This window comes from Gloeocapsa sp. PCC 7428, assembly GCF_000317555.1.
Lineage (GTDB): Bacteria > Cyanobacteriota > Cyanobacteriia > Cyanobacteriales > Chroococcidiopsidaceae > Chroogloeocystis.
In genome coordinates, this window is sequence record NC_019745.1 from 3328117 (window position 1) to 3350001 (window position 21885).

At 43.4% G+C, this 21885-nt stretch carries 16 protein-coding genes and 1 pseudogene; 9 read left to right on the forward strand and 8 right to left on the reverse strand.

Annotated features, from left to right (window positions below; genetic code table 11):
• Positions 1-3: 3 nt before the first annotated feature.
• Complete coding sequence (locus GLO7428_RS14635; RefSeq protein ID WP_015189342.1) at positions 4-210, reverse strand: hypothetical protein; 207 nt, start codon at positions 208-210, stop codon at positions 4-6.
• Between the two features lie 592 nt (positions 211-802).
• Between GLO7428_RS14635 and GLO7428_RS14640 the strand changes: the two genes are divergently transcribed.
• From GLO7428_RS14640 to phaC, 3 genes are read left to right on the forward strand one after another with little or no spacing between them, the layout of a single operon-like run.
• The gene (locus GLO7428_RS14640) at positions 803-1816 is read left to right on the forward strand and encodes an SDR family oxidoreductase (RefSeq protein WP_015189344.1); all 1014 of its coding nucleotides are present in this window, start codon (positions 803-805) and stop codon (positions 1814-1816) included.
• Positions 1813-2478 (forward strand): poly(R)-hydroxyalkanoic acid synthase subunit PhaE, encoded by a 666-nt coding sequence (locus GLO7428_RS14645; RefSeq protein WP_196797374.1) that lies wholly within the window; start codon positions 1813-1815, stop codon positions 2476-2478. Before GLO7428_RS14640 ends, GLO7428_RS14645 begins: the two co-directional genes overlap by 4 nt.
• An 18-nt stretch (positions 2479-2496) precedes the next feature.
• Positions 2497-3534 (forward strand): class III poly(R)-hydroxyalkanoic acid synthase subunit PhaC, encoded by a 1038-nt coding sequence (phaC, locus tag GLO7428_RS14650; RefSeq protein ID WP_015189345.1) that lies wholly within the window; start codon positions 2497-2499, stop codon positions 3532-3534.
• A gap of 351 nt (positions 3535-3885) precedes the next feature.
• Here phaC and GLO7428_RS14655 read toward each other — a convergent pair whose 3' ends face one another.
• Entirely contained in the window at positions 3886-4164 is a 279-nt protein-coding gene (locus tag GLO7428_RS14655) for a hypothetical protein (RefSeq protein ID WP_015189346.1), read from the reverse strand.
• Positions 4165-4393: 229 nt separating this feature from the next.
• Here GLO7428_RS14655 and GLO7428_RS14660 point away from each other — a divergent pair, with 229 nt between their 5' ends.
• From GLO7428_RS14660 to GLO7428_RS14675, 5 genes are all read left to right on the forward strand, one after another.
• Complete coding sequence (locus GLO7428_RS14660; protein WP_231295492.1) at positions 4394-5329, forward strand: thiolase family protein; 936 nt, start codon at positions 4394-4396, stop codon at positions 5327-5329.
• Complete coding sequence (locus GLO7428_RS29075; protein WP_231295636.1) at positions 5220-5579, forward strand: hypothetical protein; 360 nt, start codon at positions 5220-5222, stop codon at positions 5577-5579. Before GLO7428_RS14660 ends, GLO7428_RS29075 begins: the two co-directional genes overlap by 110 nt.
• Before the next feature lie 84 nt (positions 5580-5663).
• Complete coding sequence (locus tag GLO7428_RS14665; RefSeq protein WP_015189347.1) at positions 5664-6383, forward strand: SDR family oxidoreductase; 720 nt, start codon at positions 5664-5666, stop codon at positions 6381-6383.
• Complete coding sequence (locus GLO7428_RS29750) at positions 6380-6616, forward strand: BrnT family toxin (protein WP_196797375.1); 237 nt, start codon at positions 6380-6382, stop codon at positions 6614-6616. The genes GLO7428_RS14665 and GLO7428_RS29750 overlap by 4 nt, the downstream gene beginning before the upstream one ends.
• Positions 6594-6890 carry a BrnA antitoxin family protein gene (locus tag GLO7428_RS14675; protein ID WP_015189349.1) on the forward strand — a complete coding sequence of 99 codons (297 nt, stop codon included), beginning with the start codon at positions 6594-6596 and terminating at the stop codon, positions 6888-6890. Before GLO7428_RS29750 ends, GLO7428_RS14675 begins: the two co-directional genes overlap by 23 nt.
• 37 nt (positions 6891-6927) lie before the next feature.
• Here GLO7428_RS14675 and GLO7428_RS14680 read toward each other — a convergent pair whose 3' ends face one another.
• The 6 genes and pseudogenes from GLO7428_RS14680 to GLO7428_RS27355 all read right to left on the reverse strand — a co-directional run bounded on the left by GLO7428_RS14680 (position 6928) and on the right by GLO7428_RS27355 (position 19892).
• A complete protein-coding gene (locus GLO7428_RS14680) occupies positions 6928-7779 on the reverse strand; it encodes an alpha/beta fold hydrolase (protein WP_015189350.1) in 852 nt (283 codons plus the stop codon).
• A gap of 991 nt (positions 7780-8770) precedes the next feature.
• The gene (gene psaB, locus GLO7428_RS14685; protein ID WP_015189351.1) at positions 8771-10987 is read right to left on the reverse strand and encodes a photosystem I core protein PsaB; all 2217 of its coding nucleotides are present in this window, start codon (positions 10985-10987) and stop codon (positions 8771-8773) included.
• A gap of 1154 nt (positions 10988-12141) precedes the next feature.
• Positions 12142-12516, reverse strand: coding sequence for a PleD family two-component system response regulator (locus tag GLO7428_RS14690; protein ID WP_015189352.1), 375 nt, complete (start codon positions 12514-12516; stop codon positions 12142-12144).
• 446 nt (positions 12517-12962) lie between these two features.
• On the reverse strand, positions 12963-16589 hold the full coding sequence (locus GLO7428_RS14695; RefSeq protein ID WP_015189353.1) for a PAS domain S-box protein: 3627 nt from the start codon (positions 16587-16589) through the stop codon (positions 12963-12965).
• Between the two features lie 767 nt (positions 16590-17356).
• Positions 17357-18490, reverse strand: a complete 1134-nt coding sequence (locus GLO7428_RS14700) for a helix-turn-helix domain-containing protein (RefSeq protein ID WP_051038441.1) — start codon at positions 18488-18490, stop codon at positions 17357-17359.
• Between the two features lie 341 nt (positions 18491-18831).
• A pseudogene (locus GLO7428_RS27355) lies at positions 18832-19892 on the reverse strand (IS630 family transposase).
• 696 nt (positions 19893-20588) lie between these two features.
• Between GLO7428_RS27355 and GLO7428_RS14715 the strand changes: the two are divergent.
• Complete coding sequence (locus GLO7428_RS14715; protein ID WP_015189355.1) at positions 20589-21692, forward strand: iron-containing redox enzyme family protein; 1104 nt, start codon at positions 20589-20591, stop codon at positions 21690-21692.
• Positions 21693-21885 lie beyond the last annotated feature (193 nt).

Sequence of the window (21885 nt, forward strand, 5' to 3'; positions counted from 1 at the left end):
CTTCTATTTCATAAGTTTATTCTCAAGTGCTTTGAGTTGATTGCCGATCCAGAAAGCACCCATAGCCATACACTGAGGGCAAATATCACCGTAACCATCACCTTGGTCATTGCAGATAATTAATCGTGCTTCCTTCAGTTGAAATTGTTTGTTGCAGATGAAGCACGCTTGGTAATTTGTCAAAGTATTACATTCAATTTGAAATTGCATATCTTAAAATCGACCGCACTGTAGCGCGCTTTTTGGTGGTTATAAGTACTTAACTACATAGACTAAGCTTCCTGACTCAAATTTTACTTCTACCCTAGGAGTAGATTTTACGTGAAGTAAAAACAAAACAATTGAGGACGTGCAAGCTTGTAGACGCAATGATTAACTGTCAATAGTTTGCTTATTCAACTTTGTAGCCAAGATTACTAACTCAATTCATATCAATTCATCTTTTTAGGTAGAAAATCAAAGATAAATGTATTTGATAGCTTTTAAAAAGCTCATATTACGTTAGCCAAGATTTTCATTAGGCTTTTATAGCAAGATTTCTAAAAGATTCAATACACTACTTTCTATTGCTTGGCATAGAAAATATGTCTTGACTTTGTTGAAAATTAACAAATTTAGTAATTTTAAGTATTTCCTCATGAATGGTTAAACTAATCGAAATAAAAGGATCTACTTTGAATAAGAAAAAGAGAATAAAAATTATCCCCACAATTATTAAATTTTTAGTTGCTTTTATTTTCGACCATAAAGACTTAAGTAAGACAAGCATGAGCGATCGCAAAGAATTTAGGGAGTACCATTGATGCAACTGAAGCCGATTGATCAACAAGTCGTTGTCGTCGTTGGGGCTTCCAGCGGGATTGGACGCGCGGCGGCGCTGCAATTTGCCAAGCATAAAGCAAAACTTGTTGTCGCTGCGCGGAGTGAATCGGGACTGCAATCTTTAGTAGAAGAAATTCGGCAATTGGGAAGCGAGGCGATCGCCGTCGTTGCGGATGTGACAGTATTTGACCAAGTGAAAGCGATCGCAGATCGTGCGGTTGAAGCATACGGACGACTTGATACGTGGGTGCATACTCCTGCTACGGCTGTGTTTGCAAGTTTTGCTGATACTAAGCCCGAAGAGTTCAAGCGCGTGATTGATGTTAGCTTAACCGGACAAGCATACGGCGCAATGGCAGCACTACCGCATCTCAAGCGCGAAGGGCAAGGCGCGTTAATTCACGTTTCGTCAGTTCTCGGTAGGCGTAGTTTACCGCTGCAAAGTTCGTATTGTTCGGCAAAACATGGTGTTGAAGGCTTTCTGGAATCGCTGCGCGTCGAGTTACAACATGAGGGAATCCCGATTAGTGTAACGAGTATCTTACCTGCCTCAGTCAACACGCCCTTCTACAACAATGCGCTAACACGATTAGGTGTCAAACCATCCGGCGCACCACCATACTACGAACCTAGCTTGGTTGCGGATGCGATCCTCTATGTCGCGACTCATCCCACGCGTGACTTTCTGGTAGGAGATGCAGCGCGAGTTACCGATCTTTTGCAACGTCTGTCGCCTGGGTTAGTCGATTTTGTGTTAGTCAAGATCGGTTATCAACTCCAGCAAACTTCAGAACCGAAATCGGAAGATGTACCCAACAATCTTTATCAACCAATTCCAGCCAACGACAAAGTTGAGGGGGACTTTGGCAATTTAGCAGTACCGAGTATCGGTGACTGGCTAGACAAAAATCCACTTCTCAAATGGGGTGCCGTCGCGGGTACAGCCACACTCGCGTTTTTAGCAACACAGGCGTTCAAAGAGGGGAAAATATGATGGAACGAGAAACACCCCTAGATGGCAATCCTGATGACGATGCTCAAGCGACAAGTAGTAGCAATGTTAGCGATCGCACGCTGTTGCTTGAGTTAAATAACCTTTATTGGGATATTTATGAAAAGACATATAGCCGGTGGTTACAAAGTCCTCGCATCGGGATTACTCGTGAATTCAATCACAAGTTGCTCCAAGGAATTGATACCTGGCTTAACTTCTGTAAAGCAAGCTTTGACTATCAAATTGTGCTTGCTGATGTTTGGGTAAAGACTTTTGCCGAACTTATACCACAATTAGATTTTAGCAAGCGCGATCCTGACTGGCGTGAGGTATTGCAAATTTGGAGTCGCTCGTTTGATCGCATATTTGCGCAGACATTTCGTTCAGAAGAAGCCCTACAAATTCAAGGAAACTTCTTAAATACAGCAATGAAATCTCGGCTTTATCAACAACAGCTGATCGAACTGTTTCTCAAGACGTATGACTTTCCAGTTAAGAGTGAAATTGATGAACTCTACCGCACTATCTACGAGTTACGCAAGGAAGTTAAAAGCCTCAAAAAAGCTTTAGCATCGCCAACCAAGTTGCATCCAGTCGTACCAACCAAAGAAGAGAACGTCAAAACCGCAAGTGTTTTGGGCGGAGTGTGGGGAGAGGAATAGTTACCTAGCAAGAACGTAATGCTTACAGATCTAGCCGAACTTTGGCAACGTGGTGAAGTTTTTAGCCGTTTGCGCGAAGAAGACAATTTAATAGGAGTCACGCCGAAGGAAGAAATCTACCGCGAAGATAAGGTGGTGTTGTATCGCTTTACTCCACAAGTGAAAAATTTACTCAACACTCCGATTTTGATTGTTTATGCCTTAGTGAATCGTCCTTATATTGTTGATTTACAAGCAAAGCGATCGCTTGTTGCTAATTTGCTCAAACTCGGTGTTGATGTTTACTTAATCGATTGGGGTTATCCAAGTCGAATTGATCGTTGGCTAACGCTTGATGATTACATTAATGGCTATATTAATAACTGCATCGATGTTGTCTGCGATCGCCACAACCTTGCGCAAATTAATCTTTTAGGCATTTGTCAGGGAGGAACCTTTAGCCTTTGCTACAGTGCGCTTTACCCAGCGAAGGTAAAAAACCTGATTGTGATGGTTACGCCTGTTGATTTCCATACTCAAGAAGGGCTGCTCAACGTTTGGAGTGGCTGTACGCTAGGCGCAAAAGCTCTAGATGTGGATCTAGCGATTGATACTTTGGGGAATGTTCCTGGCGACTGGCTCAATTTTCAATTTCTGATGCTTAAACCTTTTCAATTAGGAGTTGAAAAGTATATTAAGTTTTTAGAAAGTAGTGATTCTGAGGAAAAAATTATCAACTTCTTCCGCATGGAAAAGTGGATTTTCGATAGTCCCGATCTAGCTGGTGAAGCTTTTCGACAATATATGAAAGACTTTTATCAAGAAAATAAACTTATAAAAGGTCAACTGGAGATAGGAGGAAAACGAGTACATTTAGAGAAGATTCGTATTCCAATTTTTAATATATATGCCGAGCAGGATCATTTAGTACCTCCTGCATCTTCGTTAGCGTTAGAGAAGTACGTTGCTAGCAGCGAGTACACGGTACGTTCTTTTCCGGTTGGGCATATTGGTATGTATGTGAGTCGTAAAGTTCAAAAGGATCTACCTGAGGCGATCGCTGATTGGTTGAAGTAAGAAGGGAAAATTAACGAACTACAGAGGACACGAAGTACACAAAGGAAGGATACGAGTAATTGACTTAATTTAATAATATTTTGTATTTTTTCTTACGTACTAACTTGATATAAACTTCTCCCTTTGGTTGTAACAGGCTGATTCTTACGATAGAAGTTTTGTCAAGGTTTTACTATTATGTTGAGGAGGACAATATTTTCACTATTTTTTGAGGATAATATCAATAAATGTCTAAAATAGATTTGGTTCATGTTATTTGAGTTCTAATAAATCAGAATCCAGGGTTTTTTATAAGTAGCTTCTCATCTGGATTCTGACTTTTTTTATCGAGTTGGCTCAATAGTTCAAGACTCACTCAGCTTTTTGAGGTTGTGCTTTCCGTAGGGTTTTAAAATATCCATCCCACAATTGCTGCTGAATTTCAATTGACATCCGAGCGATTAGAGCTTGAGTTTCTAACGAATTTCTTATTAATTCCTCTTGAAAGTTCACTGTTTTTTCAAAAGTATCTGAAAATCGCGTGTTGAAATTCTCCATACTTGGCATGGTGTCATTCCAGTTATTAAAAGCAGCCCGTTGAACTTCGCTCAACTGTCGAAAAAACTGTTCAACATTACTCGACCAATCCATAGCGATCGCTCCTACATTTAAATGAAATATCCTAACTATCTATTAACAATAATCTTGACAAATAAGCAAGCACAAATACTAAATTCACAAAGATAAAACATAAATTAATATACTCTTCCTCCTACTCTAAACTTTGTGTTCTAGCCTAGCGCCTACGGCTAACGGCAACTCTTACGGGGGATGCGCCAATGTGGTTCGTTAAAAAATCCATTTCACTCAATAAAGTTATATGCAAGAAGCCTATATCATCTCCACAGCACGTACACCCCTAGGTCGATTCGGCGGAACGCTGGCAAATTGTTCCCCAGTGGAGTTAGGTATGCACACAATTCAAGCAGTTCTAAAACAAGCCGGAATCTCAGGCGAAGCTTTAGATTTGTATGTCTTTGGCAACGTCCTCCGCGCCGGACACGGACAATCATTACCGCGTCAAGCCGCTTTAAAAGCGGGAATTCCCGAATCAGTAAACGGATACGCCGTTGATATGGTTTGCTCGTCAGCAATGATGAGCGTCATTAATGCAACCACTGCGATTCACGCCCAAGCCGCAGATATCGTCCTTGCAGGCGGAATGGAATCAATGTCTCAGACAGGGTTTTTGCTATCGCACCGCGCGCGATGGGGATACAAATCGCTGAGTTCGCCAGAGCAACTCATCGATATCCTACTCTACGACGGTCTTACCGATCCCACATCTTCAGAAACTATGGGAGAACAAGCGGAGCGCTTAGCATCAACTTACAATATCACGCGGGCAGAGTTAGATGAAGTTGCGCTGTATTCGCACCAACGCGCCGCGATCGCCACCGCACAAGGAACGTTCAAACGCGAAATTGTCCCGATTGAGGTCAAAAGCAAGACAGGAATGCTCGTTGTCGATCAAGATGAAGGAATTCGCCCAGAAAGCACATTGGAGAGTCTCAGCAAGCTCAAACCCGCGTTTATCGAGGATGGCATCTTTACGGCTGGTAACAGCAGTCAACTATCGGATGGAGCTGCAGCGCTGGTTGTAGCAAGCAAAAAAGCTGTGGAACAGACTCAAACCGATCGCGCGGATTTTTGGTGGAACGTGGGTAGGTGGAGAAACTTGGCGCTTTCCAGAAGTCCCAATTGTGGCAGTGCAAAAGCTATTAGCCAAGCTGAAGATGAGAATCTACGATTTTGACTTGTTTGAGAATAACGAAGCGTTTGCATTAAGCAACGTGTTATTTAATCGACTCCTCGGTGTCCCCTACGAGAAGCTCAATGTTCATGGCGGCGCGATCGCGCTGGGACACCCGATCGGCGCTTCTGGGGCGCGAATCATCGTAACGTTACTCAATGCGTTGCAGGAACGCGATGCACACTTAGGGTTAGCTGCGGTTTGTCATGGTACAGGCGGCGGGACAGCGATCGCCGTCGAGCGATTGAGATAAAGATTGGGGAATGAGTAATAGATATTCTCAATACATTATCAATTACCAGTTTTGAGTTTATATTCACTTTGTAGCGAGTAACCGATGATCTCTTTAGGGCTAGAGGATAAAGTTGTTTTCGTCACTGGTGGTAATCGCGGGATTGGAGCCGCCACTGTTGCATTACTCGAACACTTGGGCGCTAAAGTTGCTTATACGCATCGCAGCGATCGCATTAATCCCTATGGTATGGCGATCGCTGCTGACGTTACCAATGGCTCAGCGATGGAGCAAGTCGTCGAAAAGATTGAACAAACATTAGGTTCGATTTATGGAGTTGTAGCGAATGCAGGAATAACACGCGACAATTTTTTCCCCAAACAAACGACTTCAGACTGGGATGCAGTTATTGACACGAATTTGAAGGGAGTCTATCACACGCTCATGCCTGTGATTCCCAAGATGTACGAGCGTGGTGAAGGCTCGGTTGTCTGCATTAGTTCCATTTCCGGCGAACGTGGTAACGTTGGTCAAACGAACTATGCCGCATCTAAAGCAGGTTTGATTGGTCTAACGAAAACACTCGCATTAGAGGCAGCGCGATACGGAGTACGAGCTAATGTCGTAGCACCAGGATTTATCGATACAGAGATGCTCCAGAGTGTACCAGATAAAGTCAAGCAACGCATTCTGTCTGAGGTTCCTCTACGTCGCTTTGGCAAGCCTGAAGAGGTTGCTTGGGCAGTAGCGTTTTTACTTTCGCCGATCGCAAGTAGCTATGTTACAGGTACAGTCTTGCGTGTTAATGGCGCTTGTCATACTTGAACAATGTCACGTTCTTCGATTCTGTAACGGTTTTTGCTGACCCGTATCTGTTGATCGCAGATGATACTAAGCATTCTCAAACAGAAAAGAGAGAACAGGCTATCGGGGAGGCAGAAAGCGGAAAAATCCTTGTAGTCGTCTTCACAAGGAGGGCAAATAGCATTCGCATAATCAGTGCAAGACCAGCAAATAAAAAGGAGCGAAAATTATATGCCCAAAGAACAACAAAATGAATTTCCTGTTGACCGTGCAAGACGCGTTTCAGATGAAGAAACAGCAGAATTTAGAAAGGCAATCGAAGAGCAGTTTGGTGTAACACTTCGTAAAAGGGGCAGACCAGCAAAGAGTAAATCAGAGAAGTACGTTCAAGTGTCGCTTCGCCTCGATCCTGCTGTGATTAATTGGGCTAAAGAACAAGCAGAACGTGAAGGAATTGGATACCAAACTGTAATCAACAACACTCTCAATCAAGCACGCAAAAGATCTTCTCAACACGTCAAGAAATAGAAGCTTAAAACAGTACCCAAACTGCCATAGATCTAGCTTACTTAACTTCAACTAAAAACTGATTCACTGCGTTACTGAAGAGATCAGGACGTTCGACATGAGGTAAGTGACCGCAATATGGTATGTAAGCAAGTTGTCCTCGCTGTAGTCGGCTGACGGCGGTTTCTGCTTGATATTTGGGGAAAACCGAGTCATTCGTACCCCACAAAACAAGTGTTGGTATCGTCAATTGAGGTAATGCGTCGAGTAATACCTCGCGTTGTCCGATAACATTCAACTGCGCCCGTAGTGCAGATAAACTTGCTTCCAGAAAGCCAGGAAGTAACGACATTCGTTCTTGTTCGGCGATCCACGCCGCTGGAACTTTTCCAGGGTGATTAAAAAGTAATGTTGCCCGCAACCACGATCGCGGCTTCGCACCTAATGGAGTTTTGCACATTGCAATCATTGCCTCGCCATACCCAGGTAGAGTCAACTGCGATAGTAAGGGAGTCACGACGTAACCCAATCCTGAACTATCTACTAGTACAAGTGACGTGACGCGATCGCCATTCGCTAACGCAAACCGCAACGCCACAATACCACCTAACGAGTTCCCAGCCACTACTGCGCTGTCTATTTCCAGCACATTCAGAAAGTCATTCACAAACTGTGTTAAAAAGTCGAGTGAATAATTAAGGTTAGGTTTGCTACTGTCACCAAACCCAGGAAAATCCGGCGCATAGACGCGGTACTGAGTCGCTAATTGTGGCAATACCCAAGACCAATCAACAGCACTAGCCGCATTTCCATGTAGCAGCACTAATGGTAAACCCTCATCACCTGCTGTAAAGTAACGGATAGTAAAACCATTGATATTAATTTGCTGTTCTTTTACTACAGTATTCACACTTAGCTCCACTGCTAATTTTTGCTGGATTAGTTTCAAGAATAAATAATATTTCAGCAATATAAATTCATTGTGACTTAGTGATTGTTATTTGCCACTAACCATTCCTACTTAGCCGACAGTTGGTAGCATTCATAAAGCCTTTAGTAGTGCTACTCAAATGCAGTATCCTTCTATCATTTTGCCAGCTTAAACATAATAAAAAGCCTGAAGTGTTAAAAACAAAAACCTTAACAGCAGAAATCTTCTGTAGGTTTTGCATCTCACCACTTTCAGGCAAGTAGGTACACACGATCAAAGAATTCACTAATACATAACATAGCTTCTAATACTGTGCCAAAACCTTAACTCAAGAAGTAGATACCTGTTAAATATTTGTGTTGGTAAAGATACAAGTTACTGTTATGCAGTGGCAGTTTATTTTTGTAATATAACTTATTAAATTATCTGCAAACTTCTCTTTGAAAGTATAGCAGAGGTCAGGGTTAAAAGTAAGTTGGGGTGAAAGTTCTGAGCTTCTATGATGTCCTAACCTATGCTTCGACTGCTATACATAGCATTTCTAGTTGGGTTAGGCATCGATTAGCGTTAACAAAATTCACGTAAAATCATGTCGATTTGAAGTTACTACAAATAGGCAGCTTCGGGAGCCTGCGCCGTGCGGGAGGTCGGTTGCGTGCGGAGGTGTCCTCCGTTGAGCAAACCGACTGTAGGGTAAACCCCCGTTGAGGCGACTGGCGTGGGCAGAGGAGAAATGATTTGTCGTTTTTATTTAGCGAAATGTAGAGCAAAACGCATTCAGCTTAGGACAAGTATATTGAGTAAATGTATGACTCGATAAAGCTTTTAAAAAAGCTAAGAGCTAACAGCTAATTGCTAACTGCTATATCAGTTCTGATTGATTAAAAATGACACGATTAACTCACACTAAAAAATCCCCGCCTTGCGACGAGGAGTTATATTTATTCAAACTGAAATTCAACTAACTAAATTAGCCAAATTTACCAGCAGTTGAGGCTATGAGGAAAGCAGCATAAGTGAGGATATAGCCAACCGTAAAGTGAGCTAAACCAGTCAACCAACCTTGGACGATTGATAGCGAAACTGGCTTATCCTTCCAGCGGACTAAGTTAGCAAGTGGCGTGCGTTCGTGCGCCCAAACGAGCGTTTCGATTAACTCTTGCCAGTAGCCTCGCCACGAGATCAAGAACATGAAGCCGGTTGCCCAAACGAGGTGTCCGAATAAGAACATCCAAGCCCAAACCGACAGGTTATTCATGCCATAGGGGTTATAACCGTTGATTAGCTGTGCGGAGTATAACCACAAGTAATCGCGCAGCCAGCCCATTAGATACGTTGAAGACTCGTTAAACTGGGCAACGTTACCTTGCCAAATGCCAAGATGTTTCCAGTGCCAATAGAACGTCGTCCAACCCAGTAGGTTCAGCATCCAGAAGGTAGCAAGGAAGAAAGATTGCTCCCAAGCGGAAGTTTGACAAGTACCGCCACGACCAGGACCATCACAGGGGAAGGTGAAGCCAAAGTCTTTTTTATCGGGAAACAGCTTGCTACCACGGGCATCTAATGCACCCTTAACACAAATTAAAACTGTAGTGTGTAGACCCAGCGCGATCGCATGGTGTACTAAGAAGTCTCCAGGACCAATCGTCAAGAATAACGAGTTAGTACCGTTATTGATTGCATCTAACCAGCCTGGTAGCCATGCTGCACCCGCAGTAGACGCAATACTATCTGGATTTGATAGTAGCGTGTCAAAGCCATACAGTACTTTACCGTGCGAAGCTTGAATGAATTGCGCAAATACTGGCTCAATCAAAATTTGCTTTTCCGGTGTACCGAAGGCAACAACAACGTCGTTATGTACGTAGAGTCCTAGAGTGTGGAAACCCAAGAACAGCGATACCCAACTCAAGTGCGAGATAATCGCTTCTTTGTGTTGTAGTACGCGATCAAGTACGTTACCTTTATTTTGCTCCTCGTCGTAGTCGCGTATCCAGAAGATCGCGGCGTGGGCAAACGCACCAATCATCAAGAATCCAGCAATATACTGGTGATGCGTGTACAATGCGGCTTGCGTCGTAAAGTCTTGCCCGATGAACGCATACGGAGGTAGGGCATACATATGCTGTGCTACCAGCGACAGCGCAGTACCGAGTGCTGCTAGGTGGATCGATAATTGAAAGTGCAGCGAGTTGTTATAGGTGTCGTACAGCCCTTGGTGTGGCAAGTTGAATTGACCTTCGGTTCTTACACCAAAGAAGTTTTTGGCATTGAGCATCTCTTTGATGCTGTGACCAATTCCGAAGTTCGTCCGGTACATATGACCGGCAATAATGAAGATAACGGCGATCGCTAAGTGGTGATGCGCCATATCCGTCAGCCACAACGACTGCGTTTGCGGATGGAAACCACCTAAAAACGTCAGAATTGCACTTCCTGACCCTTGCGATGTGCCAAATATATGATTTGCTGTGTCAGGATTCGCTGCGTAAACACCCCAGTTCCCTGTAAAGAATGGTCTTAATCCTTCGGGATGAGGAAGTGTTGTTAAGAAGTTATCCCAACCGACGTGCTGTCCGCGCGATTCGGGAATTGCAACGTGAACCAAGTGACCTGTCCATGCAAGTGCGCTGACGCCAAACAAACCTGCCAAGTGGTGGTTGAGGCGTGGTTCTGCACTTTTGAACCAAGTCAAGCTAGGACTATACTTCGGCTGCAAGTGCAACCAACCCGCAAACAAAAATAACGCCGCTAGCAGCAACAAAAAGACTGCGCCGCTGTATAAATCGTTATTCGTCCGCATCCCGATTGTGTACCACCAGTGATAAACACCAGAGTATGCAATATTAACGGGGTAGCTAGCACCACCTTGCGTAAACGCATCGACTGCGGCTTTACCAAAATGAGGGTCCCAAATTGCGTGCGCAATGGGACGGACATTTAATGGATCTTTAATCCATTGTTCAAAGTTACCTTGCCAGGCGACGTGGAACAGCAAGCTTGATGTCCACAGAAAAATGATCGCCACGTGACCGAAGTGAGTCGCGAAGATTCTTTGATAAAGCTTCTCTTCGGTCATCCCATCATGGCTTTCAAAGTCGTTGCCCATGGCAATCCCGTACCACAGACGCCGTGTCGTCGGGTCCTGGGCGAGATCCTGGCTAAACTTGGGAAATTTTGTTGCCATATGCTCTACTAAAATCCTCCATTCAGGAAATTGTTGTTGCTAATCCACTGCGAACTAGCAACACGTAGTCATAACTAAGCACCCTTTCTGGCTTATATTGGAGGTCGATTTATTTGATAAAGGCAGTACCCTTATCTCTTATTTAAGTCATTTTATAAAGCAATTTCCTCCTAAATAACTTTCTTAAAGAAATGAAATATTCAAGAATATAAATCAAGTTTGTGATCATTTTTACTATGCTTTTTCACATAGAATTTTCTGCCAAATACAGCTAGACAACTTATACCATTTCACTTTGAAGTTACTACAGTTAGGCAGTAGAGGAGCAGAGGAGCAAAGGAGAAATGATTTTTGGGTTTTATTTATTGAAATGGTATTAGCTAACTTGGTACTAGTAATCTACCCAAACTCCTTTAGCAACACAAGTAGGTTTTTAACCTCTGCAAATATGGTTTACAGTTGTGCTTGGATTATTTTGAGTATAGTAATATCTGACTAATTGTACTTTTTAGACTATTTTGGAGGCTTATACTAGCCAAATAACAACAAACTAACCAAAAATAAGTCTCATTATTAAAATAACGACATTATAGCTGTCTGGTTAGCTGATTTTCACTGACATTCTTAATGATAATCTGATTTACAGATAAAGCTGTATCTCAGTATTAAAACACTGACGATTAATTGCAAATTTTCTTTCTAACTAAAGACAGATAGTGTTTTTAAAATTCTTTGTGATAAAAAATACGTTTTCATTTATTACTTGTCAAGCCAATACTGGATAATTCGCCAATCGCTACCTAACAAGCACTGATATCATCGTTATTAGTGGTTAGTGACTATAGCAGTCCTAAATCATTCGTGAAAAACCTCTCTTAACTTTTCTCTTTGTGTCCTACTCTACGAGAAGCCGCCCTACGGGCGTCTATGTACCTTTGTGGTTTATTAAAAAATATTTTTCACAACTCAAATAGGATCGCTATAGTTACTAGTCACCAGTCACCTTTACTGATCATTTTTGTTAACACTAATCAACCGGATTTGATATGATAACGCTGACAATGAGAATAAAGAACAAAATTCATTTACGGTCGTTGTTGCATCGATTTACTTGAGCGGCTGACCTACTCTTCTACATGATGTTATAGTGATCCTTAGCGCAAAAATACGGCAATTCTTGCCAAGAGTTCTTCAAAATCAACAGGTTTGCGAATAAAATCGTTTGCTCCCGCATCCAATCCTAATTTCGAGTGGGCTTGTTCGTGGGCTGTAACGAGCAGGATGGGAAGCGAAGGTAAGCTGTAATTTTGACGAATCCGTCGAGTGACTTCATAGCCACTCATGTCTGGTAGCATCACATCGAGCAGCACTAAGTCGGGTAACTTAGTTAATATTTGGCTGAGGGCTTGGCTACCGTTATCAGCCGTTTCAACCTCAAATCCCTCTGCTTCTAAAAACGTTTGCAGTAAAAACAGATTATCTGCTATGTCGTCTACAACCAAGATGCAGTAGTTGCGAGAAAATGGCACAAATACGAAACCTTTAAAAGGTAATAGAAATGTTTTACTTTTGCTCTATATTTATCTTCTCTACTGAGCGCTTCACGTCCTACTTTTGAGAGAGATCGGTATCATCCACTGGGAGTATGGATCGCAGATGGCTTGTGACTTTCTTCAGGGCTAGATAAACGGGGATTGCTGAATCAATGTATGAATCGTTAAGCAACCGCACTTGTATAGCAGTTAGCAATTAGCCATTAGCTTCTTTAAAAGCTTGAACGCGCAATGCATTTAATAAGTATATTTGTCCTAACCTAAATACGTCTTGCTATACAAGCCCCCTAAATCCACGCCACTTGCTACAACTGGCGTGGGCGAGGAGGGCAAATCCTACTTCTATTCAGCAACGTCTATAGTCTATAAACGAAGTTGACGATCGCACACTAGAGGATCTCTTGCATCCCTACTCCTCCGTATCAACCACGCCCAATTAAACGCGCGATCGCACTAACTAATTCACTTGGATCAATCGGCTTGGACATATGTAGTTGAAATCCTGCACTTTGGGCGGCTTGCTGATCTTCTTCTCTTGCATACGCAGTTAAGGCGATCGCCGGAATTTGTCTACCTCGGCTGGCGGCTAAAACTTGAATGCGGCGCATGAGTGAATAACCGTCTTCGTTAGGCATACCAATATCGCTGAGAATCGCATCAGGGTAAAAACTTTGCAATTGCTCAATCGCAGCGGCGGCGGAGTTAACAGCGATCGCTTCTGCGCCGTATTGCTCAAGCATAAACGTTAAAAACTCGCGCGTATCGGTTTCATCATCAACAATCAGAATGCGCACGCCATCAAGTGCGATCGCATCGCTATCCGGCGCACTCGCTGCAACTTCGGATTGAAGCGGTAATAGCGGTAACTTCAACGTAAATGTCGCGCCTTGTCCTTCGCCTGGGCTATCGGCGGTAATTGTACCACCGTGCAATTCGACAAGATGACGCACGATCGCAAGTCCTAACCCTAACCCGCCTTGGGTACGCGTAATTGAGCCATCTGCTTGCCGAAAGTAATCGAACACGTACGGTAAAAAATCAGCGCTAATGCCTTTTCCCGTGTCGCTGACTTGAATCTGTGCATAAGTGTCGTTGCGTGTCAAGGAAACGCTCACACGTCCACCCGTAGGCGTAAATTTAATTGCATTGGAAAGTAAATTCCAGATGATTTGCTGTAAGCGCGTTGCATCGCCGGAAACTTGTCCTACGGTAGAATCAAGCCGCAGTTCGATTTGAATCGACTTGGCATTCGCGGCGAGGCGCATTGTTTCTATCGCCGCTTCAACGACTGACGCTAAGTTCACCACAGTCGTATTTAAACTGAGTTTACCTCTCAGGATACGCGAAACATCAAGTAGATCTTCAATGAGTTGCGTTTGTAATTCGGCATTGCGTTCGATCGTTTCTAGCGCGCGTGTTGTCGTTGCTTCATTAAATTTGCGCGTACGCAAAAGTTTTGCCCAACCCAAAATCGAATTCAGCGGCGATCGCAATTCGTGCGAAAGAATTGCCAAAAATTCGTCTTTGATGCGGTTAGCTTGCGTCAACTGTTCGGTTTGCTGCTGCAACGAAGCGAGTAATTCTGTACGTTCCATTGCGACGGCGACTTGATCCGAGGCGGCTTGCATTAACTCGATTTCATCAGGCGTGAAGCTAGTACGCGTTCGACTCGCAAAGCATAGCGTACCTAAAAGTCGCCCTTGAACAATCAACGGTTGACCTGAATAAGCTGTAATCCCTAGGGTGCGGATTGCTTCTGTATTCGGAAGCTGTGATGCTTGGACGTCGCTAACGAGGATTTGACGGCGTTCTTGTGCTACCGTACCGCACATTCCTTCCCCAAGTTCGAGCCATTGAATTGCTTGCGCGACTTCTTCAGAAATACCGCCGTAAGCCGCTAAACGCAACATCTGCTGCTGATCGCGTTCCTCGACTAAGAAGTTGAAGTAAAAATGCAAGTCTAGCTGCGCGGCGAGTTTTTCAAACAAGTCGTTGAGGAGTGTCAGCGGTTGTTGTGTTGAAAGCAAGGCGCTTGCAGTTTCTGATAATAGCTTCAGTCGTTCGCTGCGATCGCGTAACGCTTTTTCTGCTTGTTTATACTCGGTAATATCGCGGCTAATCACGAGTAACGATTGCACTGAACCATCTTGCGCAAATTCAGGTGCAATCCGCGATTGATACGCGCGCATCCCGTTGGCGGTGGGAAACTCGAATTCAAAAAAACTGCATTGTCGCGTTGCAAAAACTTCGCGTAGGGCATTTTCCCATGCGGTAACGATTTCGGTTGCAACTCCCAGTTCAGCGTTAGTTTTACCAATAAAGTTGGCGCGGGGAATTCCGGTTGCTGGTTCAATCGCAGGATTAACGTAGACGTGACGCAGTTCGGTATCGAATCGGGAAATAATATCAGGGGAGTTTTCCACCAAGGCGCGAAATTCTTGTTCGCGGCGATGCAGTTCGGCTTCTACGTACTTGCGCTGTGTGATATCTTCAGCAATGCCATTCACGCACTGGATTTCTCCCGCAGCGTTTTTCACCGGATAGCCGCGATCGCGCACCCAGCGAACCGTACCATCAGGTCGTACAATTCGATACTCTTCATCGTATTTTCCGCGCAGGATATTTGTAAAAAACGCCTCGCGGACGCGATCGCGATCGTCAGGATGAATCGCGTCGATCCAGTCGTACCAATTTGCTTTTAAACTCGTACAACTTCGCCCCCAAATTTGTTCATATGCGGGACTTACATAAAGCGATCGCCTTTGTTGCGGATCGGATCTCCAAAAGACATCTTCAATGCTTTCGGCTAGCTGACGAAATCGAGTTTCACTCGCTTGCAATGCGGTTAATGCTTGTTTGCGTTCGGTAATATCGCGGAGTAACCAACGCAGCGCGACTAATTGTCCCGTGTCATCGCGTACCGCCGCTACAGTTAAAACAATATCAATCAGGCGACGATCCCGCTGGCGAATCACACAAACTTCCCACTCGCGTACCCAATCGCCCGAACGTGGCTCGTTGATTTTAGCTGTCAAGTCATCGCGATCGCCTTCCGCGACAAAATTGAGGAATGATAACCCAACCAAGAACTGCGGTTGAACTTCCAGCATACTTGCAGCCGCGCGGTTGGCTTCTAAAATTGTTGCGGTGGTATCTGTCACCAAGTACCCGTCGGGCGCAAATTCAAACAACTCTTGATAGCGTTGGCGTTCTGCTTCTACTGTTTGACGTGCAACAATCAAATCCTCATTTTGTTGCGCTAGCTTTTCATTCTGCGCTTTTAATTCTTCCTCAACAACGGCGAGTTCTTCTAAAGCTTCTTGACGTTCGATTTCGCGCTGCTTAACTTCGCTAATGTCTTCGATTATCCCATCAATAACTGTCACGCCGTCGAGCGTATTGATCGTTTGACTTATCCGCACCCAAATTGTACTGCCATCAACGCGGCGTAGTTGCACTTCGCGATCGCGAATTTGTCCTTGCTGCAACTGGTAAAGTTGTGTATAGTCTTCCGGCTGGAAATACGGCTCAAGTGTTTGCGTTGCAGGTGCGATCGCCTCAATTCCTAATAGTCGCAAGAACGCTGAATTACCATCAAGTAACACACCATCTTCACGCAAGCGATAAACCCCAATATTCAAATTGAGCAGCGTTTGCAGGCGATCTAATCCTGTGGTACGTTTTTGTGCAAGTGCTGCGCGCACAACTGCGGGTAGAAGACGATAGTTTTGTGGTGACTTGATGATGTAATCGTCTAACCCTGCTTTCATTGCTGCAACTGCAATTTCTTCACTACCGCTATTTGTAAACATCACTACTTGACAATCAAGATAACGATTCTTAATCGTTTGTAAGACGCTTAGTCCATCACTCCAGCTGAGTTGATAATCACAGATTGCTAAGTCAAACCGCCCTGCTGACAATGCTTGTTCAAAATCTTCGGCACAAGTAATTTGTACTACATCAACGTTAGGAAATTCGCGTTCGAGTTCAAAGATAATTTGAAGGCGATCGCGCGGAGAATCGTCAATTAAAAGAATGCGTGACATCAAGTTCCAAAACAGTTGTGCGTTAAGGTAAAACTGATTGCAAGTTTGTTATTAAGCCTCAGCAAACGGCTGTTTTCATAGTTTTTGATTCATTTACACCTAGTAAATCGATGTCATCTTGCGCTGATTGCGCAAGCGCATCTGACACGATAAGCACCCTAAACTAGAAGAATAGCGAATGCGATCGCCATATCCTTCTCACTACGGCAGATACAACCAAGCTGTACCACTATCATTCACAATTTGCGGTAAATTTGCAATACCGCGCAGGATGTGAATACTTTGCAATTTGCATATTCTAACGTTATACAATTAACGTGCTTTTTGTGATTAAAGAAACAATCAAACTTAAAGAATAATTCTTCCTGAAGATGAACTTGTCATCTCTACGCTGTCATTGCAGCGATTCCTATTATCGCGATCACGCTGACTAGTGACTCGACTTCACACTCATCCAACCACTATGTGAGTATAACGATCGTAAAAGTCGAATTCGCAATTTTAGCCACACAATCCCCGCAACAAAAACTTATTTAATTTACGTAAATTTATTGATAGCGAATAAATTCACTCCTAGATCAAGAAAGATATTATTGGGCGCAGGTACATTTTAGACTTCCTGCGTGAAGAGAATTGCGAATAAATTCGCACCTAACTAAACAAAGTCCACCTGCGTGGACTGACTGATAGAAGACTTATTTTAGTGTGCCTGCGCACACTCTGCTTAGATAGCCCCGACTTCAATCGGAAGGCTTCTCACAGCGACATTAATTCAACAATATAATATGATGCTCGTCATCAACCGTGATAATTCCTTGCTCGCGCAGTTTGTTGAGTTGGCGCGTCGTCGTCACGCGCGTTGCACAACACGCACTCGCCAGTTCTTCATGCGTAAACCGCACACTCAAACGCGTTCCTTGCGCTACAGGTTGACCGATTTCTTGTTTAAGAAATTGTAATAGATAATGCAAACGATGTTTCACGCGTCGCTGACCTGAAATATATAACAATAACTCAGTTTGACGGAGGCGAGATGTCAATTTAGGGACTAATTTTTGCACTCTAGAAGGACAATCAAGCCACTTCGTTAAAGGAAAGCGAACTAACTCAACGTTATTTGTTAGCGCGGTTGCTTGATAAATATTGAGCGAAGTAATACTTCCCCCAAAAGGCATCGATGAACTTGCTAATCCGACAAGAACTTCTTCTCCTGTATCGCTCATCGTACTTAATTTAACGACACCTTGGCGAACTTGGTAAATTTCTTGATAATTAATCGGAATAAGTTCCCCTTTGTAGTAGCGATCCATGAGGTTATCGCTCAGCGTTTCGTCATCGCTATTTGAAGATAGTATTGATTGTTGCTGTAACGTATTTTCGCGCAGCAACCAACGTAAACCAATGATTTGGTCGCGTTCATCGCGAATTGCACTGTAATTTATGTCTATGTTATGCAATCGTTTACCGTTGGGTAGCCGGAAGTTAACTTTAAAGGGTGGAGTTAATTTGATTTTTTGATACTTTCTGGCTAGATTGTAGTTAAATTGTTGACGGCTTTCTTCTGCGAGTAAGTCGGTTAAAGACTTCCCGATTAATTCTTCTGAAGCAAGTTCAAATAAGAGTGTTGTTGCCCGATTAACTTCTTTAATTTTTCCTGAAACATCGGTGACAACGTAGCTTTCAAAAGCTAACTCGAATAAATCATAGTAGCGCCGGCGTTCCGCTGCAATAATTGCCTGTGCAGCTGTTAATTCTTCCTGCTGTTTTTGCAGTTCTTTGGCAGCTAATTGCAGTTCTTGGGCAGCCATACCTAATTCTTTAAATGCTGCTGGTAGTAAGTCCAAACGAGGTACAAAAAGGTCATTGGCATCTTTAGATAATGCTTCTAAGCGAGAAGACATATTGTTTACTCGTCGAACAAATCTATCAATGTCCATGTAAAACTCAGTTTATTTGTAATGTTGTTTATAATGGCTGTCAAGCTTTTTATTAGCTTTAACTAAGACATAATATTTATTAGCAGTTTATTTGTTAAAGGACAGTTTATTTGTAATGTTGTTTATAATGGCTGTCAAGCTTTTTATTAGCTTTAACTAAGACATAATATTTATTAGCAGTTTATTTGTTAAAGGAGTGCGTTTCTTTTACTTTTGACTCACCTTTTAAGACGTTTAAAAATAAGTAAAAATATTTTGTTGTTTTTGCTGATTGAGAAGCTATTGCTAAAAATGTATATAAGTAGCTAGGCGGAATTAAACCGAAAACGCTCAAGCGTATATCCTCCTGCTTGACTTCGTGTTTCCATGCCTTTGATCACTGCCATTGCTAAATCGTACTCATCTTCAAACATCTGCCCTGCGATCTCATGCGTTTTGAGTTGATGCCACTGGTCTTCAATCCGATTCATTTGAGCACTATAGGGCGGTAGAAAGAACAGCAATAAACCTTCCTCTTGCCAGCGTTGCCAATGTTGTCGCACGATGTCGCGCTTGTGAATGGGGCAGTTATCCTGCACCACAACCGTTAAGCGTCCAGTCTCCGCCAACGACAGGGCTGCTTTTTGGGCAATCCAGTTCATCACTGTGAGATAACTCTCACCATTAAACCCACCTTGGACCAGCGCATACTCAAAGGTGTTGTCCGGTTGCCATAGTCCCAAAATGCTGATGCGATTGCCACGGGTCGGCACTTGGTCCAACTGTTTTTGACTCCCAACTCGACTGTAACTGTAGCTGACGGGGCTGTACAAACAGAACCCTGCTTCATCCAGGTACTTCAGGTCGATCTGCCCCTCTTGTGCTGCCAACTCTAGCGTGTCGAGGTCGGCTTGCTTGCGCCCTTGGTACACTGGGTCTGGATTACGCTGCTGTCGGTGGCGGGTGCGCTTCCAGTAAAACCCCTTTTTTGCAGAATCCGGCGTATCCGGTCTGCACTCAGTTTTACCCCTCGCTCTTGCTCCAACAGGGCGGATAATTGGGCACTGTTGTAGGTGCGTTGGTCTTGGTCTAATCGGTTTTCTAGATACAAAAGGTCTGCCTCACCCCACCGCCGTTTCATCCCCCGTCCAGGGCTATCCCATAATCCCCCCAAGCCACCCTTCTGCCACCGCTTGAGGGTTTCTCGCACGGTCTGCTCCCGACATTGGAAGATCTCGGCAATTGCTGGGACGTTCCACCCTTGGGCATTCAGTCGCACCATATGAGCACGGTCTTTGATGTGCTGTGCTACCCTGGGTGCAACTCGTAATTCTTGCAGAGTGCGGTCTGATTCCTCGCTGAGAACGATACGTAAAGGGGCGGGCATTGGTTCAAGCAAGATACAGGTTTTATTGTCTCTCCTATCTTACGTTTAATCTCGCCTGCCTACTTATCTAAGCTTACTCGTTGTTTTTGCACGCCTAGATAAGAACCTAAAAGAGAGGTTAGTGAGTCACTTAAGATTGCTAAAACTCATAATACTTATTAGCTATTGTATCGAATAATACAAGTTCGTTTTGTTTACTAGGAGATTTTGATCTCTTTGAAAGTAAAATGAGTAGATTGATTCTCTTTAAGCTTCTATGAAAAGTTATTTTACCACATCTAACTAGAGAAAGATATGCTTTTGTCTGTCATTCTTTACTGTTATTTCTATATAAAAATAAGCCGATTGTTAATTGCAGATACAGACGCTTGTAGCCAAGAATACAAAAAAAAATTAACACAAACATACTTCAAAAGTTAGAGATGATAACGAAGATGTAGCTATTAGTTTAAAAAAATAAAAATGAAGTCTTAAAAAATTAGGAAGCTCGTACTAAGTTAAATTGACCAAATCAAATACGCAATATGAGTTAAGCATCGCGCAAGCCTACGCCCATTAGGTTAGATGACGATGCGGGATTTAATATATTGCTGACTTAGTAGAGACGGTAGAATCAAGTTTTAGGAATATTCAGGAGAAGTAGAGCATGATATTGCAACGTTAATAAAGCTTTTGATTACTCTAGTGAGTCAAATCATGATTTCTCGTAAAAATGGCTATAAATCAAGAGCTAGAATTAAAAAACAAGTACTCGCAAGGAAATATACTCAAACTGAGCAGCAACTCAAGGCACTCATCAATTTAGAAGAATTGGATGAGCGAATCCAAGCACAGCCTTGGATGGTGAGTGAGTTTGAGCTAGTTCTGGAAGACGCGATCGCAGCAGCGTATCAATCAACAACGAGTTGTGCTTTAGCTCAACATTTCTTGCATCGCTTGCTGTATCGTATTAATCGACTCAAGCTATTCTGGTACGATAATTTACGGCATTACACAAACGAAAGATCTATTTACCTGCATTTGTGCCGTGAAAAGATTGAAACAGCTTGGCAACAGTGGGAACTTGCGAATATTGATGTGCTAACACTGCAAACGCTAGACGTTCAAACAAGTCTACTCACCCAGGTTAATGGCGATCGCAACTTCTGGGATACTCAACAAGAGCATGACCGACTGCACGAAATGACTCATGCTGAATATCATAAACTGCTAGCGATCGCTGCCTTCGATACTCTACAAGCAAGAAACAAGTTTTTCCGCACGCTTGCCAATGCCGTTAACGAAGTCGAGTCAAAGTTAACACAGTTATTACTTGAAGACTACAGTCGCAATTACTTAAGCACTCAACACTCGACATTGTTAGCGCAAATGTTGAGCGAGTTACAGCTAGATAGCATTCCCGAAGCATACTTCAAGATTGTTCCGTATGAGGTGCTGGCGTGTGCTAACCACAACTTTCTCCTAACCGACTGCAAACGTTTGTTTCTCCGCTGCATCGGTGGGATGATTTATTCAGAAATTGCCAAATCGACAACATACAAACACTACTCAGTCTCCGCACAACGGCTAGGGTTGTCAGCTACCAAAAGTTATTGGGAGCGGTGCATTATAGAAGATGAATGCTATAAACACCGGATACTTGAAGAAGTGGCTTTACCGTTGGTAGAAAAATATCCTGCAAGCGCGTGGGAGTTACTACTAGGGTACGAACAACAAAAGCAAATTCATCAGCGTGCGAGTGCTGCTACACTAAACTCTTGTCGGGAATCTAGCAATAATGTCATATTTAGTGCTAGGTAAAAATTTTCTCGCCCCCCCTAATCTAGAAGCCCCCCAGAATTGGTGGGTTGGCGGGCAAATGCTCTAGAATCTGTGGTGTATGCACTAATTTTCTCGCCCTCTAAATTCCCTACCAGTGGGGGACTTTAAGTAGTCTAGAAGCCCCCCAGAATTGGTGGGTTGGGGGATACGCTAGTTTAAGCTTTTACATAAC

Coding starts and splice junctions, on each gene's coding strand:
- GLO7428_RS14695 (WP_015189353.1), bottom strand. CDS start 16,589: ATGTCACGCATTCTTTTAATTGACGATTCTCCGCGCGATCGCCTTCAA.
- GLO7428_RS14655 (WP_015189346.1), bottom strand. CDS start 4,164: ATGGATTGGTCGAGTAATGTTGAACAGTTTTTTCGACAGTTGAGCGAA.
- GLO7428_RS14665 (WP_015189347.1), top strand. CDS start 5,664: ATGATCTCTTTAGGGCTAGAGGATAAAGTTGTTTTCGTCACTGGTGGT.
- phaC (WP_015189345.1), top strand. CDS start 2,497: ATGCTTACAGATCTAGCCGAACTTTGGCAACGTGGTGAAGTTTTTAGC.
- GLO7428_RS14700 (WP_051038441.1), bottom strand. CDS start 18,490: ATGTCTTCTCGCTTAGAAGCATTATCTAAAGATGCCAATGACCTTTTT.
- GLO7428_RS14645 (WP_196797374.1), top strand. CDS start 1,813: ATGATGGAACGAGAAACACCCCTAGATGGCAATCCTGATGACGATGCT.
- GLO7428_RS14715 (WP_015189355.1), top strand. CDS start 20,589: ATGATTTCTCGTAAAAATGGCTATAAATCAAGAGCTAGAATTAAAAAA.
- GLO7428_RS14675 (WP_015189349.1), top strand. CDS start 6,594: ATGCCCAAAGAACAACAAAATGAATTTCCTGTTGACCGTGCAAGACGC.
- GLO7428_RS14640 (WP_015189344.1), top strand. CDS start 803: ATGCAACTGAAGCCGATTGATCAACAAGTCGTTGTCGTCGTTGGGGCT.
- GLO7428_RS14660 (WP_231295492.1), top strand. CDS start 4,394: ATGCAAGAAGCCTATATCATCTCCACAGCACGTACACCCCTAGGTCGA.
- psaB (WP_015189351.1), bottom strand. CDS start 10,987: ATGGCAACAAAATTTCCCAAGTTTAGCCAGGATCTCGCCCAGGACCCG.
- GLO7428_RS14635 (WP_015189342.1), bottom strand. CDS start 210: ATGCAATTTCAAATTGAATGTAATACTTTGACAAATTACCAAGCGTGC.